Annotated in this window: 13 protein-coding genes; 8 read left to right on the top strand and 5 right to left on the bottom strand. The window is 62.7% G+C overall.

The annotated features are described in order from the left end of the window. Positions 1 to 75 precede the first annotated feature (75 nt). The 3 genes from pdxS to ppc all read left to right on the top strand — a co-directional run bounded on the left by pdxS (position 76) and on the right by ppc (position 4,583). Positions 76 to 978, top strand: coding sequence for a pyridoxal 5'-phosphate synthase lyase subunit PdxS (pdxS, locus tag HMPREF2604_RS08655; protein WP_070521426.1), 903 nt, complete (start codon positions 76 to 78; stop codon positions 976 to 978). A 41-nt stretch (positions 979 to 1,019) separates the two neighbouring features. Further along, the gene (gene pdxT, locus HMPREF2604_RS08650) at positions 1,020 to 1,730 is read left to right on the top strand and encodes a pyridoxal 5'-phosphate synthase glutaminase subunit PdxT (RefSeq protein ID WP_070564937.1); all 711 of its coding nucleotides are present in this window, start codon (positions 1,020 to 1,022) and stop codon (positions 1,728 to 1,730) included. Positions 1,731 to 1,838: 108 nt separating this feature from the next. Then, positions 1,839 to 4,583, top strand: coding sequence for a phosphoenolpyruvate carboxylase (gene ppc, locus HMPREF2604_RS08645; protein ID WP_070564934.1), 2,745 nt, complete (start codon positions 1,839 to 1,841; stop codon positions 4,581 to 4,583). Positions 4,584 to 4,793: 210 nt separating this feature from the next. On the opposite strand, the gene HMPREF2604_RS08640 is transcribed toward ppc, so the two are convergent. From HMPREF2604_RS08640 to HMPREF2604_RS08620, 5 genes are all read right to left on the bottom strand, one after another. After that, the gene (locus HMPREF2604_RS08640) at positions 4,794 to 5,822 is read right to left on the bottom strand and encodes an HNH endonuclease signature motif containing protein (protein WP_083299225.1); all 1,029 of its coding nucleotides are present in this window, start codon (positions 5,820 to 5,822) and stop codon (positions 4,794 to 4,796) included. 82 nt (positions 5,823 to 5,904) lie between these two features. Further along, positions 5,905 to 7,938 carry a M3 family metallopeptidase gene (locus HMPREF2604_RS08635; protein ID WP_070564931.1) on the bottom strand — a complete coding sequence of 678 codons (2,034 nt, stop codon included), beginning with the start codon at positions 7,936 to 7,938 and terminating at the stop codon, positions 5,905 to 5,907. A gap of 52 nt (positions 7,939 to 7,990) precedes the next feature. Beyond that, a complete protein-coding gene (locus HMPREF2604_RS08630; RefSeq protein WP_070564928.1) occupies positions 7,991 to 9,349 on the bottom strand; it encodes a PepSY-associated TM helix domain-containing protein in 1,359 nt (452 codons plus the stop codon). A 312-nt stretch (positions 9,350 to 9,661) separates the two neighbouring features. Then, positions 9,662 to 11,197 (bottom strand): RNA-binding domain-containing protein, encoded by a 1,536-nt coding sequence (locus tag HMPREF2604_RS08625; RefSeq protein ID WP_141746454.1) that lies wholly within the window; start codon positions 11,195 to 11,197, stop codon positions 9,662 to 9,664. A gap of 123 nt (positions 11,198 to 11,320) precedes the next feature. After that, complete coding sequence (locus HMPREF2604_RS08620; RefSeq protein WP_070564925.1) at positions 11,321 to 13,504, bottom strand: NADP-dependent isocitrate dehydrogenase; 2,184 nt, start codon at positions 13,502 to 13,504, stop codon at positions 11,321 to 11,323. 162 nt (positions 13,505 to 13,666) lie between these two features. Between HMPREF2604_RS08620 and HMPREF2604_RS08615 the strand changes: the two genes are divergently transcribed. The 5 genes from HMPREF2604_RS08615 to HMPREF2604_RS08595 all read left to right on the top strand — a co-directional run bounded on the left by HMPREF2604_RS08615 (position 13,667) and on the right by HMPREF2604_RS08595 (position 18,312). Beyond that, positions 13,667 to 14,917, top strand: a complete 1,251-nt coding sequence (locus HMPREF2604_RS08615) for an MFS transporter (RefSeq protein WP_070564922.1) — start codon at positions 13,667 to 13,669, stop codon at positions 14,915 to 14,917. Positions 14,918 to 14,927: 10 nt separating this feature from the next. Then, the gene (locus HMPREF2604_RS08610) at positions 14,928 to 15,827 is read left to right on the top strand and encodes an exodeoxyribonuclease III (protein ID WP_070564919.1); all 900 of its coding nucleotides are present in this window, start codon (positions 14,928 to 14,930) and stop codon (positions 15,825 to 15,827) included. A gap of 65 nt (positions 15,828 to 15,892) precedes the next feature. Beyond that, positions 15,893 to 16,084 carry a hypothetical protein gene (locus HMPREF2604_RS08605; protein WP_049157254.1) on the top strand — a complete coding sequence of 64 codons (192 nt, stop codon included), beginning with the start codon at positions 15,893 to 15,895 and terminating at the stop codon, positions 16,082 to 16,084. Positions 16,085 to 16,132: 48 nt separating this feature from the next. Further along, the gene (gene trpS / locus HMPREF2604_RS08600) at positions 16,133 to 17,167 is read left to right on the top strand and encodes a tryptophan--tRNA ligase (protein WP_070530655.1); all 1,035 of its coding nucleotides are present in this window, start codon (positions 16,133 to 16,135) and stop codon (positions 17,165 to 17,167) included. Between the two features lie 62 nt (positions 17,168 to 17,229). Continuing rightward, the gene (locus HMPREF2604_RS08595; protein ID WP_070563871.1) at positions 17,230 to 18,312 is read left to right on the top strand and encodes a YhjD/YihY/BrkB family envelope integrity protein; all 1,083 of its coding nucleotides are present in this window, start codon (positions 17,230 to 17,232) and stop codon (positions 18,310 to 18,312) included. Position 18,313: the final 1 nt, after the last annotated feature.

Genomic DNA, 18,313 nt, shown 5'->3' with positions numbered 1-18,313 from the left:
ATCATAAGTGGTCTAATTCAACACTCGGGAAATGGCTCTTGTCTTGGACCAATTTCCTGCGCCACTATGTGAGCCATGACTGAACAGAAGAATGAACAGGGACGCGCCACGACGCGCGTCAAGCGTGGACTGGCTGACATGCTCAAGGGTGGCGTCATCATGGACGTCGTTACCCCGGAGCAGGCACGAATTGCTGAAGACGCGGGTGCTTCCGCCGTCATGGCGCTGGAGCGCGTGCCGGCCGATATCCGCGCCCAGGGCGGCGTGGCCCGCATGTCCGATCCGGACCTCATCGAGGGCATCGTCAACGCCGTGTCCATCCCGGTGATGGCGAAGGCCCGCATCGGCCACTTCGTGGAGGCGCAGATTCTCGGCGAGCTGGGCGTGGACTTCATCGACGAGTCCGAGGTGCTCAGCCCCGCCGATTACGTCAACCACATCAACAAGTGGGATTTCGACGTGCCCTTCGTCTGCGGTGCTACCAACCTGGGCGAGGCCCTGCGCCGCATCACCGAGGGCGCGGCCATGATCCGCTCCAAGGGTGAGGCCGGCACTGGCGACGTCTCCGAGGCCGTCAAGCACCTGCGCACCATCAAGGGCGAAATCGCGCGCCTCCAGAACCTCGACCGCGACGAACTCTACGTGGCGGCCAAGGAGTTGCAGGCACCGTACGACCTGGTTGCTGAGGTTGCGGAGACCGGCAAGCTGCCGGTCGTGCTGTTCGTTGCTGGTGGTGTGGCTACGCCTGCCGACGCCGCCCTCGTCCGCCAAATGGGCGCCGAAGGCGTCTTCGTCGGCTCCGGCATCTTCAAGTCCGGCGAGCCCGCGAAGCGTGCGGAGGCCATCGTGAAGGCGGCGACCCTCTACGACCAACCGGCAGAGCTGGCTAAGATCAGCCGCGGCCTGGGCGAGGCCATGGTGGGCATCAACGTCAACGACATCCCCGCCCCGCACCGCCTGGCTGAGCGCGGCTGGTAGGACCTGTGCGCGCAAAGAACATAGAGTGCGCACAGGGCACGATGACGGCGGCGGACACGACGCGACCGCTCGTTGGCGTGCTCGCGCTGCAAGGCGGAGTGGAAGAGCACATCGCTGTGCTGGAGAGCCTCGGCGCTGCAACGCGCCGGGTGCGCCTGCCGCAGGATCTCGACGGGCTGGACGGAATCATTCTGCCGGGCGGCGAGTCGAGCACCATCGATAAGCTGGCGCGCTCTTTTGGCGTCGCTGAGCCGCTGCGCCGCGCCGTCGAAAATGGGCTGCCGGTCTTGGCCACCTGCGCGGGGCTCATCTACAGCGCCCGCGAGCTGGAAAACCCCGCCCCGGGCCAGCAGACGCTGGGGCTTATCGACGTCACCGTGCGCCGCAACGCCTTCGGAAACCAGCGCTTCTCCGAGGAGCGCACCGTGCCCGTCGCGATGCAAAGCCAGTGGTCCGGTGTAGGAGCCTCAGGAGTCGGCGAGCCTCTAGCCATCGAGGCGAGCTTCATTCGCGCGCCCATCGTTACCCGCGCGGGTGAGGGCGTCGAGGTCATCGCCACCGTGCCCCTCCCTGCACCTGACATTGTTTCCGGTGGCGAGGGAAGTGGTGTCGGGGCGCGAACTCGTCCTGCCGCAGGGCGCGAGGTGATTGTGGGCGTGCGCCAAGGATGCGTCACGGCGTTGAGCTTCCATCCGGAAGAAAACGGCGACTCGCGCCTCCACGCCGCGTGGCTCGCTTCCCTCGTTCGCTAACTAATTCTGCCCGGAAGCTCTTTCCTTAAATAACTATCGCCCAATAGTGATCTGGGCTACATTGAGATGTGCTAGCTGAACACATCACGCCCAGAAAGGCACTTTGCCGTGAGCACACCCGCCCCTGAACAAGTCCGCGAAGATATCCGCTTCCTCGGCCGGGTGCTCGGCCGGGTCATCGCGCAGCAGGAAGGCGAGGACGTCTTCGAGCTCGTCGAATCGACCCGCCGCATGGCCTTCGACGTGGCGCACGGCGATGCAAAGCCCGAAGACCTCGTCGCCATCTTCCGCGATCTCGACATCACTAAGGTCAACCTCGTGGCACGCGCATTCAGCTATTTCGCGCTCATCGCCAACCTCGTAGAGGATCTGGATGACGAGTCCGTTGAAGCGCCCGTCTCCCTGCGCAAGACATTCGCCAAGCTCAAGGAAGAAGGAGTCACGCCAACCGACGCCTCCTCCGTCATCCGCGGCGCGCACGTCGCCCCCGTTCTCACCGCGCACCCCACCGAAACCCGCCGCCGCACCGTCTTTGATACGCAAACCCGCATCAAGACTCTCCTCAAAGAATCACACCGCGGCGGCGACATGGCGGCAATCGAGAAGGAAATGTATCTGCGCATGACGCTGCTCTGGCAGACCGCGCTGATTCGCATCGCCCGCCCCACCCTCGAAGACGAGATTGACGTCGGCCTGCGCTACTACAAGCTGTCGCTGCTCGACCAGGTCCCTGCCCTCAACCGCGCCATTCGCCACGCCATGCGTGAGACCTTTGGCCAGCAGCTTCCCGATTCCCCCGTTGTCCGCCCCGGCTCCTGGATTGGCGGCGACCATGACGGCAACCCGTACGTCGACGAGCACACCCTGACCTATGCCACCCGCAAGGCCGCGGCGACGGTGCTGCAGTACTACGCCGACGAGCTCGGCGAGCTGGAGCGCGAGCTCTCCCTATCAGACCGCTATTCCTCCAGCTCCAAAGAGCTGGGCGCGCTTGCCGACGCCTCCCACAACGACGAAAAATCCCGCGTCGACGAACCCTACCGCCGGGCCATCTTCGGCATCCGGAAGAAGGTGCTGGCGAGGTTGGAAGGGGAGGCGTCGCCAAGCGCCTATGCGTCGCCGGAGGAACTCAAACGTGACCTGGACGTGATCGACCGCTCGCTGCGCCAGTTCAATGACGACATCATCGCCGATGACCGCTTGGCTCGATTGCGCTCGGCGGTAACCACGTTTGGATTCCATCTTTCGACGCTGGACATGCGCCAGAATTCGGAGTCCTTCGAGAACGTCCTCACCGAGATTTTCGCCGCGGCTACCATCACCCCGGACTACCGCGCGCTGGGGGAGGAGGAGAAGGTCGCGCTGCTCGTGCGCGAGCTGCAGACCAATCGGCCGCTGCTTTTCCCCGGTGCTGAGAAGGAATTCACCGAGGATACCGCGAAGGAGCTGGGCATCTTCCGTGCGGCGGCGCGCGCTGTGCGGGACTTTGGGCCGGAGTCGGTGTCGCATTGCATCATCTCCATGACGGGAACGGTCTCCGACATTCTGGAGCCGATGGTGCTACTCAAGGAGGTGGGACTGAGCGAGGTCGATGTGGTGCCGCTGTTTGAAACCATCGAGGATCTGAAGGCCGGCGCCGGCATCCTGGAGAAGCTGTGGCAGGTGCCCGTGTACCGCGAGCATCTGCGCTCGCGCGGGGATGTCCAAGAGGTGATGTTGGGGTATTCGGATTCCAACAAGGACGGCGGTTATTTGCAGGCGAACTGGGCGCTGTACGACGCCGAACTGGCCCTCGTTGAGCTCTGCGCGCGCCACGGCGTGGAGTTGCGGCTGGCGCATGGTCGCGGCGGGGCGGTGGGCCGCGGTGGTGGCCCGACGTATGACGCGATTTTGGCGCAGCCGAAGGGCGCGGTGTCGGGTTCGGTGCGTATCACCGAGCAGGGAGAGGTGATTTCTGCGAAGTATGGTGCGCCGGAGACTGCGCGCCGCCACTTGGAGGCGTTTGTTTCCGGAGCGCTGGAGGCATCGTTGTTGGATACCGAGCCCATTACGGATCCGGAGCGCGCCTACGAGATCATGCGCGAGCTGGCGGCGTTGAGTGGCGTGGCCTACCGCCAGCTTGTCGACGACCCCGGGTTCATCACCTACTTCACCCAGTCCACCCCGCTGCACGAGATTGGCGAGCTCAACCTGGGCTCGCGCCCGACCTCGCGCAAGCAGACCACCGCGATTACGGATTTGCGTGCGATTCCCTGGGTGCTGTCGTGGTCACAATCCCGCACCAACATTCCGGGCTGGTTCGGCGTGGGCAGCGCGGTGACGGCGTGGGTTCAGCAACCTTCTGGAGGATCGACAGCCTCCGGAGGTGCAGCAAGAGCGGTAGATGCCACAGCGGATGTAGCAGCGACCGAGAAGGCTGGAGCAGATACCGGAGCTGGAGAAGAGAAGCGCTGGGAGGAGCTGCGCGAGCTGTACCGTACGTGGCCCTTCTTCCGCTCCGTGTTTGCCAACATGGCGCAGGTCATGGCCAAGGCGGAGATGCAGCTGGCGCGCCTGTACGCCAACTTGGTCGACGACAAGGGCACCGCAGACCGTATCTTTGGCCTGATATCCGAGGAATTTGAGCGCACCCGCGAGGTCTACCTTAAGGTCACCGGCAACGCAGAGTTGGTCAGTGAGAACCAGCGCCAAGCACGTTCACTCAAGCGGCGCTATCCTTACCTGCTTCCGCTCAACGCCGTCCAGTTGGAGTTGCTGCGCCGCTACCGCCGCGGCGATGACCAGTTCCTAGTGTCCAAGACCATCCAGGTCACGATGAACGGGCTAGCCACCGCGCTGCGCAACGCCGGCTAAACCGCCCGCCCGCCCGGCCAACCGGCACGGCCAAAATTCCTGCAGGACAGGCTTGAGCGGATGATCAGTTCCATGAGGTAAGCCGGCACACCGAATGCCCCGCGAGGAGGTGATTTCCTGCGGGGTTCGGTTCAATCATGCACCTTGCCCGGCTTTACGCTGCCAAGATGAGTGCTGCCAAGCTGGGCGCTGCCAAGGTGGGCGTGGTGGCTAGTTGAAGGCGCTGGTGAAGACTGGCGAGGCGTCGTATGGCGGGATCCATGCCACCCGCCCGCCGATGCGATCCATGCGGCCGCGTGAGGGCGGGGCATCGGGATCATCGTCGTTGACCCCGTTGTGGTACGGACACAGCGGCACCAGGTTGAGGATGTTGGTGGGCCCGCCGCGGGCCCAAGCCTTGATGTGGTGAATCTGGCACTTCTCAAAGGGAACCTTGCAGCCCTCCCAGGCGCAGCAGGGATTCTCCGCGGCCAAGGCGAGACGCTGCTTGGCGGTGGCGAAGCGCTGGAAGCGGAAGACATCGAGCGGACCGTGTTCGCGGCTGACTGCCACGATAACCCCCTTGTCCAGCAAAGCGCGCTCCACCAGCTGCGAGCCGGTCATCGTCGCGCCACTGGTGGTGCGGACGATGAACTCCTCGCCGTCCTTGTCGGTATTGCCCTTGAGCAGCTCGGCGTAGTCATCGAGCTGCAGGACCGCTATGGTGGCAACCTCAGTCTTGACGACGCCGCCCTCCAGATTTTCTAGGAAGCTCTCGCCGGGGCGTTCCTGGTCGATACCCTCAAATACGCCCGTCAGCTGGAGCGAGTCCGCCGTCACCGTGAGCGTGGCCAGGCCGTTGCCATGCTGGGTGAGCTTGGCGCGCTCGGCATACGTGCGGGGCTTGCGCATTTGACGCAGGCGCTTGCGCGCTACCTTTTCCACCAGCTCCGCGCTGGTCTGGCACAGTTCCACGCGCAAATCCCATGCTTTGTTGTGGTCCCGAACTTTGGCCACGAAGTGCTCGATAAGCTGCAAGGTCACCAGCCCGTGTCCCCGCCGGCGCGCGGCTTCGACCGCCGTGCGCTGCTTCTTCGTCGATGAGGTGTGCCCGAAGTAGGTGTGGTGGAGGGAGAGGAACACGGTGGCGTCGGCAGGCGCGGCGCCGAGGGCGACTAGGTCAGCTTCAGACAGACCCGCGCACTCGGCCACCAAGTCAATGGCGCGGCCGAGGGCGGCGAAGAAGGTCTGCAATCTCATACCCCGCAGCCTAAAAGCACCCCATCCCGCCGCCAAGCCCCGAACTAGCCATCCGACGAAATCTGTGGATAACTAGTCGGCACTAGGCCCCGGCGAGACCGCGGCGCTTGAGCAGCGGCGCGACGTCCTTGTCGCGGCCGCGGAACTCGCGGTAAGCCTCCGTGAAGTCGCGGGACGCGCCCTTCGACAGAATGACATCGCGGAACTTCTGACCGGCCTCGCGGAGGTCGGTTTGCTCCTTGAACCACTCGAAACCATCGGCGTCGAGCGCCTCGGCCCAGAGATAGGAGTAGTAGCCCGCCGAGTAGCCGCCGGCAAAGATGTGGTTGAAGTACGTCGAGCGATAGCGCGGCGCGATGAGCTCGTTGTCCAGCCCGGCCGCGCGCAGGGCCTCGGCCTCAAACTCGGCGACGGCCTCCGGGGTGGCCTCCAACTTGGCAGCCTCGGCAGCACTCAGGGAATGCCATGCGAGGTCGATGATCGATGCCCCCAGATACTCCGAGGTGGCGAATCCCTGGCCGAATTCGGAGGCGGCGGAGATGGCAGCGAGAAGCTCGTCCGGAATAGGTTCGCCGGTCTCCACGTGGCGGGCGTATTCCTTGACCAGTCTCTCATCGAGCGCCCAGTTCTCGTTGATCTGCGAGGGGAACTCCACCCAGTCGCGCGGGACGTTGGTGCCGGCGAAGGTGGGGTAGCGGACGTCGGAAAGCAGGCCGTGCAGGGCGTGGCCGAATTCGTGGAAGACGGTGCGGACCTCGTCCATGTTTAGCAGCGGCTGCGAGCCGTCGGCGGGCTTGGTGATGCCCATGACGTTGACGATGACCGGCTTGCGCTCCAGCAGCCGGGATTGGCCCACGAACTCGCTCATCCACGCGCCGCCGCGCTTGGTGGGGCGCCCGAAGTAGTCAGTAAGAAGAAGGCCGATCCCCTTACTCTCGTGATTGACGTCTCTGTCAATCACCTCCCAGACGCGAACCCCCTCCGCGTAGCCCTCGAGGTCATCGCGTGGGGTGACGGTGATGCCGTAGAGGCGCTCGGCGGCGGCGAAGACACCCTTCTCCAGGACCTGGTCCAGCGGGAAGTACTTGCGCAGTTCTTCCTCATCGAGGGAGAAGTCGCGGGCGCGGACCTTGGATTCCCAATAAGGCCAGTCCGCGGCGCTAAAACCTTGACCGTTAAGCGTTGCTTCCTCCGCGAGGAGTTTCTGCTCGCCTTCGGCGTTGGCCGCGGCGGCGGGGGCGAGGTCGAAGAGCATGGTGCGGGCGGCGTCGGCAGTCGCGGCGGTTTCCTCGGCGATGACGTAGTCGGCATGCGTGGCAAAGCCCAGCAGCTCGGCGCGCTCGGCGCGCAGCTGGACGGCCTCGATGAGACCCGGGATGTTGTTCTCGGAGCCTCTGCTTGCCGACGCCCCATACAACCTCCCCCTCGCATCCTCCCGCGCCAGACGGCTCAGCTCGGACTGCACGGTCGGCAGCTCCAGCGGGATGACATAGCCCTCGCGGCCTATCGCCTCGGCGTCGGCCTTGGCGGAGGCGATGCGCTCGGCGGGCAGGCCCTCGAGTTCTTCCTCGGTGAAGGAGACCGCGCGCTCGCGGGTAGACGCCATGAGGTTGCGGCCGAATTCTTCAGAGAGCGCGGAGAGGCGCTGGTTGATCTCGGACAGGCGGGCCTTGCCAGCCGCGTCGAGGTCGGCGCCCTTGCGGGCAAAGGTGCGCAGGAGGTGGTCGTGGAGGCGCTGGCCTTCGGCGTCGTCGGCAGGCGGCGTGGCCTCCTTGATGCGCGCGTAGAGCACCTCGTTCTGGTAGATCGCGTCATAGTGCGCGGACAAGCGCGGGTAGATGTCGGCGGCGATCTCCTCCATCTCCTCGGTGACGTCCGTGCCGGAGAGGTTGCCAAAGACCGCCATAACGCGGTCGAGGTCCTGCCCGGAGCGCTCGAGCGCCTCCACCGTGTTTTCCCACGTGGGGGCGGCGGGGTTGTCGGTGATGGAGGCGATCTCGGCGTCGTGAAGCGAGAGTGCCTCGTCGAAGGCGGGGCGGTAGTGCTCGACCTTGATCTTCGCAAACGGCGGGAGCTGGTAGGGCAGCGTGGAGGGAGTCAGCAGTGGGTTAGTCATAAGAAACTACCGTACCTAATAAGCTCCGCCCTATGTGATCGCTTTCACTAAACTATCCGACCGGGACCGGCGTGCGTTCCTTGCGCTGGGTTGTGGCACGGTTCACCAGAATGACATCGAGAACCAGGAAAGCTGCCAAGGTGATTCCTAAGAGCGGCAGGAAGACTCCGGCGGTGGCGGCGAATAGCGCGCCCAACCCTGTGGCGGCCCAGGAAAAGTGGGCAGTCGGGAGGAAGCGTGGGCGGCGTTTCCACCACATGTAGTAGCCCAGCACCACCAGCGCGGCGGTGGCCAGCCCCAGTGCGAGCAGTGCAATCTGCAGTGGCAGCCCGAACATGATGCCCATGTGCAGGTAGATGCCCCAGCTGCTGAGCTTGCTAAACAGCGGCAGGCTGGAGAAAGGCTGCCGGTCGATGACCTCTCCGGTGGCGCCATCCACCGAGAGCGCATCGGAGGTGGTGCGCCATTCCACCCACCGTTCGCTGACCTGCCAGGCGGAGTGGGCATCCTCCGGCGGGTACAGGCGCAGCGGTCCGGTCAGCCCCTCGGCGCGGCCGGTGGCGAGGACGCGCTCGGCGTCGGCAGCCACGCTCGCGCTTGACGACGCTCCATGCCCTTCATGGCCTTCATGCCCGGTGTGCTCATGCGTTTCAGTGGTGGTGCCGTGCAGGGCGGTGTTGATGGGAGTGGCTTTCCAGTGCATGCGCTCGACGAGGGAATCGACGTTCCCGCCGGCCAGACCGGACCAGGTGATGCCGGTGGCAGAGAGGCCAAGCAGACCGATGAAGATCCACGCGCCAACAGTGGAGTGCAGGCGAGTGGCCTTCCAGCGGGCAGAGTGCTTAGGCTGCTGCTGTGCGGCGTTCGCGGTTGCTTTGTTCTTCGGGCGGCGGCGAATCCACCACATGTAGAGGCCTCCACAGGCCATGACCCACAACCACGAAGCGGCTAGCTCCGAGTAGAGCTCACCGACCTTGCCCAGGTGGAAGCTTTCGTGCAGGGAGGAAATCCAACGGCGCAGCGGCATCTCGCCTAGGCCCGAGTAGGTGGGGTAGTCCCCGATGACCTTGGCGGTTGCGGGGTTGATGAAGACGGTGCGCTGCAGGCTCTCGTCGATGCTTTCATCGGAGACCAGCACGCGCGTGGAATCCGTCGGTGTCGTGGCCGGCCAGACCTGAGTGACCGGCATGTCAGGGTGCTCGTGCTGTGCGGCCTGGATTTGTTCCTCCAGGCTCAGCGGATTCTCCACGGTAGGCACCGTCAATACGTCGTGGTAGACCACTTTCTCCAGGGAGGGCGCCACGGCATAAAGACAGCCGGTCAATGCCGCGATGAGGATGAAGGGGCCGACGAACATGCCGCCATAAAAGTGGATGCGTTGAATGAAGGATCGCAGAGCCGTCCGACTCATAAGTAGTGCTCTTTCGGGGTCTATTGATTAGGGCCTCTGCTGAACGTTCGCGGGGCGTTCAGGAGGGGCGATGGACAGGTGCTGATATCAACTGCACTAGTAGTCGGAGGCGAGGGTTTCTCGGTTCCCAGGTATTGAAAAACTTTTTAACTAACTGGGGTCCTCGGTGCTCAAAGGATGAAAATCCCGCGAGATAAGGCGCGAGAAGCAAGAAACAGTCAAGAAAAAATCTTCGCAGCTCAACGGGTAAAAATAGCGTCGCGGAGTGCTGTTTTAGGCCTGTTTGTGGTTAATGAAGCAAGAAAGCGATCCCTATTCGCTCCAGAACGGAACATAGCGCAACGAACGCGGACCGGCGTTGGGATCGTAGGCATGGATGAGTCCTTCCTCGACGGTGGCGGCAAGCAGGCGTGTGGCCTGAGCGGCTTGTGAATTCTTCAGCCCGAAGCGCTGACGGATTGAGGAATTGTTAACGGGGAGGTTCTCGAGGAAGCGAAGGCAAGCGTGTTGATAGACGGCTTGGGTCTTTTCTTCCATAGTCATCAGCGCAAAGGGGCGGTAGGCGCTGAGGGAGACGGTGGTACTTCCGTTGGCGCGAATGAGAGCAGGTGGGAAGTGCTCGGCTTCGAGTGAAGAGACGATTTTATCCCAGCCACTTCCGCGTTGCTCGACAAAATGCGCCAGACGTAAAGCTTCACCGAGATGGGTATTGCGTGTGGTGGACGCCGAGTCAATGAACCGTTGGGGGTCGATAAGCGGGGTGCCTGGGTTGGTTACTTCGACCCGATCGCTGAAAATCTCCACGGTTAAGAACCGGCCACGCTGTTCAAGATCCTGGTGCATGAGCGCATTTGCTAGCACCTCGCGGAAGGCTACCGTTGGCAACAACGGAGTCACTACGCGCTTACCACTGGAATCAATATGTTCGCCACCTGGACGAATGGTGTTGAAGAGCGTGACTATGTGGGTGAAGGAAGACGCATAGCCTTCGGTGAATTCCCATTCTCGTTCCACCTCCGTGCGTGAAGGACCGTTGAAATGTAGGACGCGGGGAGCGCGCCCGCGCAGCTCCGGAAAGTCCTGAAGAGAGCGCGCATACATGAGCGCGGACCAAGCCGGAATATGCCAGCCTTGCTCGTGTGAGTAGGAGATGGCTTTGGCGCTCCTCAACGTGTCGATGAGGGCGGCGCCTGTCGTATGTGGGAGTTCCGGTCTATTAAGGAAGAAAGCCTCAGGATCAAGCAGGTCGGTAATCGATTCGGGCTCAAGGCCCTCGGCCACTACTGTGTTCTCAAATTCGAACTGGTTGAGTTTTTGCCAGAGCTGACGTTCCTCATTGGGAAAGTCCATGAGGTTTTTCATGTAGCTGCCCTTGCGGAAATACCGCTTCCCTTCGAAGGAATACGGGGCGGACAATGCGGCGGGGATGCGCAGAAGCACAACGAGATGTCCATCAACCGTGATCTCGTCGAAGGTCAGTTCAGGGGCTGGGCTAATGACGCGGTTGAGCCAAGGAAGGAGATCCTCGTTTCCCTTCCCTTTGGTGAGCTGCCAATTAAAGGTCGTCCCGACGATGGTTCGGTCGTCGTTGACACCCCACACGAGATATCCCGCAGGCTCATCATGCAGGCGCGCCGAATTTCCCAAGGCGCAAGCATATTTCGCAATCTCCGCGCCGGAGGATAGCTTGTTTACCTTGAACTCGAGCCACGGTAGCTCAGCCGGAAGCGTTGTAAACCGTTTCACGCGGGCTACAAGTTGTTCCTCAGGCGCAGTATTGATGGGAGTCATGAGTAAAAGTATGCGCGAGAAGCAAGAAACAGTCAAGAAAAAGTCTTCGCAGCTCAACGGGTAAAAATAGCGTCGCGGAGTGCTGTTTTAGGCCTGTTTGTGGTTAATGAAGCAAGAAAAGACCGCCTCGAACTCCGGGGAGGAGACGAAGCGGTCTTTTGTTAAGCGCCTAGCGCAGAATTACTTCTTCAGGCCGTCAATGATTTCGTTGAAGGCAGCGACCGGGCGCATGGTCTGGTTGAGCTTCTCCTCGTTCGGGGCGTAGTAGCCGCCGAGGTCGACGGGGGAGCCCTGGACGTCGAGAAGCGCCTGCTCAATCTCGCCAGCCTTGGCCTCGAGGGCCTCAGCAACCGGCTTGAAGGCCTCGGCCAGCTCGGCGTCGTCAGTCTGCGCAGCCAGCTCCTTGGCCCAGTTGAGGGTCAGGAAGAAGTGGGAGCCGCGGTTGTCGTTCTCGCCTACCTTGCGGGACGGGGACTTGCCCTCATCCAGCAGGGTCTCGGTGGCCTTGTCCAACGCTGCGGCCAGCACGCCAGCCTTGGCGTTGCCGTTGGTGTTGTGCTCGTGGCGGAAGGACTCAGCCAGGGCCAGGAACTCACCGAGGGAGTCCCAGCGCAGGTGGTTCTCCTCCTGAACCTGCTGGACGTGCTTCGGAGCGGAGCCGCCGGCACCGGTCTCGAACAGGCCGCCGCCAGCCATGAGCGGAACCACGGACAGCATCTTCGCGGAGGTGCCCAGCTCCAGGATAGGGAAGAGGTCGGTGTTGTAGTCACGCAGGACGTTACCGGTCACGGAGATGGTGTCCTCGCCCTTGCGGATGCGCTCCACGGAAATCTTGGTTGCGGTGACCGGATCCTCGATGGAGATGTCCAGGCCCTCGGTGTCGTGATCCTGCAGGTACTTCTTGACCAGCTCGATGAGGTTGGCGTCGTGGCCGCGCTCCGGGTCGAGCCAGAAGATGGCCTTCATGCCGGACAGGCGGGCACGGTTGACAGCCAGCTTGACCCAGTCCTGGATCGGGGCGTCCTTGGTCTGGCAGGCGCGCCAGATATCGCCAGCTTCCACGTCGTGGGAGATAAGAGCCTCACCCTTGGAGTTGCGAACCTCAACGGTGCCCGCAGCCGGCACCTTGAAGGTCTTGTTGTGGGAGCCGTACTCCTCAGCCTTCTGTGCCATGAGGCCGACGTTCGGGACGGTACCCATGGTGGTCGGGTCGTAAGCGCCGTTGGCCTTGCAATCCTCGATCACGGCCTGGTAGACGCCGGCGTAGGAGGAATCCGGGATGACGGCGAGGGTGTCCTGCTCCTCGTCGTTCTTGTTCCACATGTGGCCGGAGGTGCGGATCATGGCCGGCATGGAGGCGTCAATAATGACGTCGGACGGAACGTGCAGGTTGGTAATGCCCTTGTGGGAGTTGACCATGGCGAGGTCAGGGCCGTCGACAAGCGCGGCGTCGAAGGCGGCCTTGATCTCAGCACCGTTCTCCAGCTTGTCCAGACCCTCGTAGATAGCGCCCAGGCCGTTCTCGCCATTGAGGCCAGCTGCCTCGAGCTCCTCGCCGTACTTCTCAAAGACGTCAGCGAAGAAAGCGCGCACGACGTGGCCGAAGATGATGGGGTCAGAGACCTTCATCATGGTGGCCTTGAGGTGAGCGGAGAAGAGAACGCCCTCTTCCTTGGCGCGGGCAACCTGTGCCTTGAGGAACTCATCGAGTGCCTTGGCGGACATGAAAGTGCCGTCGATAACCTCGCCCTTGAGGACCGGCAGCTTCTCCAGCAGGGTCTGCTCGCCCTCGGCGGTCTTCAGAACGATGGAGAGGGTGTCCTCCTCCGGCATGATGACGGACTTCTCGTTGTGGCGGAAGTCGTTAGCGTCCATGGTGGCCACGTTGGTCTTGGAATCAGCGGACCAAGCGCCCATCTTGTGCGGGTTCTTCTTAGCGAAGTTCTTGACCGCAATCGGAGCGCGGCGGTCGGAGTTGCCCTCACGCAGAACCGGGTTGACGGCGGAGCCCTTGACGGCGTCGTACTTCTCCTGAGCCTCTTCGTACTCCGGGAGATCAAAACCGGCTGCCTGCAGCTCAGCAATAGCCTTCTTCAGCTGCACCAGGGAAGCGGAGATGTTCGGCAGCTTAATGATGTTGGCTTCCGGGGTCTTAGCCAGCTGGCCAAGCTCAGCCAGGGCATCGGAGACCTTCTTGTCACCAAGGCGCTCAGGGAACTGGGCCAGGATGCGGCCGGCCAGGGAAATGTCGCGGGTTTCTACCTCGATGCCCGCGGTGGAAGCGAAGGCCTCCACGACCGGCTTGAAGGAGTAGGTCGCCAGCAGCGGCGCCTCGTCGGTACGGGTCCAGATAATCTTTGCCATGGTTCTCCTAAAGAAGTTGAAAACTGTTCAACCTCACAGGATACCTGTCTTATTTTCTCGCGGTGCCGGTCCCCCTGTGACTCGCGCCACCAGCGGGGCGGGGCTGTGTGATTGCTAGGGCCTTCTCGTCTGCGCGCGGGAAAGGGACTAAGGTACGCGCACGTGAATCTCCCGCACTCCGCTCCCCGCATCCAACGCCGTCCCGTCCCGCGCCAAACGGAAATCTCCTCAACCCGCCGCACCATCGTCATGATCGCCATGGCGCTGGGCGCCTTCGCCATCGGCACCACGGAGTTCACCTCGATGGGCCTGCTGCCGCTCATCGCGGATGATTTCGGGATTACGGAAGACACGGCGTCGGTAGTCATCTCCGTCTACGCGCTCGGCGTCGTCGTGGGTGCGCCGGTCATCGCAGCACTCACGGGCAAGCTCCCACGCCGCCGCCTCATTATCCTGCTTATTGGCTTCTTGCTCGTGGGCAACCTGCTCACGGCCGTGGCCCCGAACTACGGAGTTCTGCTGGTGGCGCGCTTCATCGCTGGCCTGCCGCACGGCGCGTACTTCTCCGTAGCTAACCTGGCGGCGGTATCGATGGCGCCGCCGGGCCGCCAAGGTTTTGCCATGTCGATGGTGGGCATGGGCCTGTCCATCGCCACCGTGATCGGAGTGCCCGCGGCCCAGGCCCTAGGCCAAGGATTGGGCTGGCATGCGGCGTACTTTTTGGTCGTGGCCATTGCGGGGCTGACGATGATCCTGCTCTTTTTCCTCTTCCCGCACATGACGCGTATGCCGCAAACGGATATGTTTACTGAGCTTGGCGCGCTGAAAAACAGCCAGGTTCTGCTCACCGTCTTCCTTGGCACCGTTGGCTTCGGCGGCATGTTCGCCGTTTATACCTACATCACGTGGACCATGACGGACGTCGCCGGCATGGACCCGAGCCACACGTGGATTGTGCTCATGGCCTATGGCATCGGCATGACCACAGGCAACGTCGCCGGTGGCTGGTTGGCGGACCGTAACCTGGAATTCGGCATCATTTTTGCCCTTATCTGCATGGTTAGCGTGTCGGTGACCTTCTACTTCGTGGCTCACAGCGCGTGGGCGGGCACGATTGTCTTTGGCGTCTTGGCCTTCTTCGGCTCCATCCTTGTGCCGTCGTTGCAGCTGCGCTTGGTCAACGTGGCGGGGGATGCACAGACCCTCGCGGCGGCGTTGAACCAGTCCGCCCTCAACATCGCCAATGCGGCGGGCGCGGCCATCGGCGGCGCAGTCGTGGGCGCGGGCTACTCCTATAACTCCACCGCGCTGGCCGGTGCGGGCCTGGCGGTGGCAGGCTGTCTCACCTGGGTTGTCACAATGTGGGACAAGCGCCGTCTAGCCCCTTCCGTGAAGATTATTGAACAGAGTTAGACTGTCCGGCATGAGTTTCACCATCGCCTCCGTCAACGTCAACGGCATCCGCGCGGCTTGCAAACAGCGCAATGAGAACAACCCAGGCATGAACGCGTGGCTGGAGACCACACCGGCCGACGTCGTCCTCATGCAGGAGGTGCGCGCCAACCCCGAGCAGACCCAGAAGGCCTTGGCCCCGGCTCTGGAGGCCGGATGGAACCTGGTACAGGCCGAATCTGCCGCCAAGGGCCGCGCGGGCGTGGGTATCCTATCGAAGCATGCGCTTGGCGACGTCTCCGTAGGCTTCGGCTCCTTCGCCGAATCCGGCCGCTTCATCGCCGCCACCGTGGAAGGCGTGCGGGTGGCTTCCCTGTATTTGCCTTCCGGTGATACCGATTCCCCGAAGCAGGATGAGAAATACCTCTTCCTGGATGAATTCTCTGACGTTCTGGATGAGATGGCCGTGACCTACCCGGAGGCCGTCATCGGCGGTGACTGGAACATCTGCCACCGCGCCCAGGACCTGAAGAACAATAAGGCCAACGAGAAAAAGTCCGGCCACCTGCCGGAGGAGCGCGCCTTCATGGACCGCGTCTTCGGTTCTTTCCCGGATGAGCAGCCGCAGGACAAGAAGGGGCTGGGGGACTGGCTCGGCGTGGTGGGCTACGAAACCAAGACCGCTTGGGAGGCGGCCAAGGATCCGCAGTGGTTTGACGTCGCCAGGCGCCTGTACCCGGCGGCGGATGGCCCCTACACGTGGTGGACCTACCGTGGCCAGGCTTTCAACAACGATGCCGGATGGCGCATTGACTACCAGGCGGCCACGAAGGCCATGCTGGAGCGCGCGCAGCGCACCTGGGTGGAGAAGGCGCCGACGGTGGAGGAGCGCTGGTCTGATCACTCTCCGCTTCTGGTCGAGTACAAGTAGCCCACTCCAAGTAGTGGTACGATAATCCCGTCTTAACGTCCTTTTCTATTTCGCAGGAGATGCTCATGACCCGCGCAATCATCTACTTTGTCCTCGGCGCTATTCTGCTTGCCCTGGGTATCTGGTGGTGGACCATCGTCGGACCGTCCTTTGCCTTCCTTGGCCCGATCGTCCTCCAGGGCGTTGGCGGCGCGTTCATGGTGGCCGGTTTCGCCGTCATGATGGACGTTATTAGCCCGACCTCCCGCAAGATTTAACCGACGCAGCGCCGCCCCAGCGGAGGCGGCAGAGTAGAGTGGTCAACCATGACTGACTCCACTTCTGCATCGAACTCCGCTTCCCGAGTCCTCTCTGGCATTCAGCCCACGGCGGACTCTTACCACCTGGGTAACTACCTCGGAGCGCTCAAGCAGTGGATTGACCTGCAAGACTCGCACGAGGCTTTCTACTTCATCCCGGACCTGCACGCCATCACGGTGGAGCAGAACCCGGAGGAGCTGCGCCACCGCACTGTGGCGGGTGCTGCGCAGCTGATCGCGTTGGGCATCGACCCGGCGAAATCTACCCTCTTCGTCCAATCCCACGTCCCCGCGCACGCGGAGCTGACGTGGGTTTTGCAGTGCCTGACCGGCTTCGGTGAGGCCTCCCGCATGACCCAGTTCAAGGACAAGTCTCAAAAGCAGGGCCAGGACCGCACCTCGGTGGGCTTGTTTACCTACCCCGTTTTGATGGCCGCGGATATCCTTCTCTATTCCCCGCACTACGTGCCGGTGGGGGAGGACCAGCGCCAGCACCTCGAGCTCACCCGCAACCTGGCGGAGCGTTTCAACAACAAGTACGGTGAGGTCTTCCGCGTGCCGGAGGCCTTCATTCCGGAAGGCTCGGCCAAGATTTATGACCTGCAAGAGCCGACGTCCAAGATGTCGAAGTCGGGGGCCAACCCGAAGGGCATCGTGAACCTGCTCGATGCTCCCAAGACCTCCGCCAAGCGCATCAAGTCCGCGGTGACCGATGACCTCGGCGTGGTGGCCTTTGACCGTGAGAAGCAGCCGGGCGTGTCCAACCTACTGGCCATCCAGTCCGCGCTGACGGGGGAGAGCATCCCGGATCTCGTGGACAAGTATGCCGGTCAGGGCTATGGCCACCTCAAGGTCGATACGGCCGAGGCGCTCGAGGCCTTCACCACTCCGCTCAAGGCTCGCTACGACGAGCTCATGGAAGACCGCGGCGAGCTCGAGCGCATCTTGGCCCAGGGCGCCGAGCGCGCTACGGAGATCGCCACCCCCCTCGTGGACAAGGTCTACGAGGCGGTGGGGTTCCTCCCCGCGCGTCGCGGCTGAGTTGGCTAGCATGATGAAGACTGTGTAGAGGTTTCTGTAATTAACTTTTAAGGGGAACGCCAGTGGCGCCAACGACTCGACCTGATGAGAAGAAGACCGATGACTACGGCATTGAGCGAGCTCACGCCGATGAACCGGGCGCGGTAGACAAAGTCCGTGAGAAGTCCGGCTTCATCGACCACATTATGAAGATGCTGGACCGCTACGGTAGCCAAGGCGGCAACCAGTTCGCGGCCGGAATTACGTATTTCTCGGTTCTAGCTCTCTTTCCCATCTTCATGCTCACCGTGGCCGCCGCCGCGACCGTGCTGGCGAACCGCCCCGACCTCATGCAGCAGCTGGAGGAGCAGATCACCAACGCCGTATCGGGCGATCTGGGTAATTCGATTACGGAGCTTCTCCACACCGCGATTAAGCAGCGCGGCGCGATGTACGGCATCGGTGGCCTGACCACCCTGTGGTCCGGGCTCGGCTGGATGAATAATCTGCGCATCGGCATTTCTGCCATGTGGAACCAGGACCCCACCGACGCACCGGGCAATTTCGTGACCCATAAGCTCAGCGACCTGCTGGGCCTCATCGGCCTGCTCGTGGCCATGATCATCGCCTTCGGCGTGACGGCAGCGGGTTCGTCCGGGCTGACCCAGAAGATCTTCGAGTGGGTCGGCATCGAGTCCTTCCCTGGCATGGGAGCGGTGCTTGTTATCGCCGGAATCGTGATTGGTCTTATCGCTAACTTCCTGGTCTTTTGGTGGATGGTGGCCTTCCTGCCGCGCACGAAGGTGCCCACCAAGTCGGGCTTGATGGGCGCGGCCATTGGCGCGGTGCTTTTTGAAGCCATCAAGCAGCTGTCCACCGTCATCATGTCCTCCGCGGCGGGCAACCCAGCCGGTGCCGTGTTCGGCCCTGTGATTGTCCTCATGGTGGTCATGTACCTGGTCTGGCGCGTCGTGCTCTACGTTTCCGCGTGGACGGCCACCACCGAGGAATCCCTTGAGCTGATGGTCCCGCCGGTTCCGGATCAGGCGGTTATCCGCGTCCGCAATGAGATCCGCCGGGGCCCGAACCCGGGCGTGGCCTTGGGTGCCGGTGCCGCACTCGGCGCGGCGGCCGCAGGCGCATGGGCCTTGCTGCGCCGAAAGTAGG

Origin of the sequence: Corynebacterium sp. HMSC055A01 (assembly GCF_001809405.1) — a bacterium.
Classification (GTDB): Bacteria; Actinomycetota; Actinomycetes; order Mycobacteriales; family Mycobacteriaceae; genus Corynebacterium; species Corynebacterium hesseae.
Note: the sequence above shows the minus strand (reverse complement) of the source record. Positions and strands in the feature narration are given on the sequence as shown.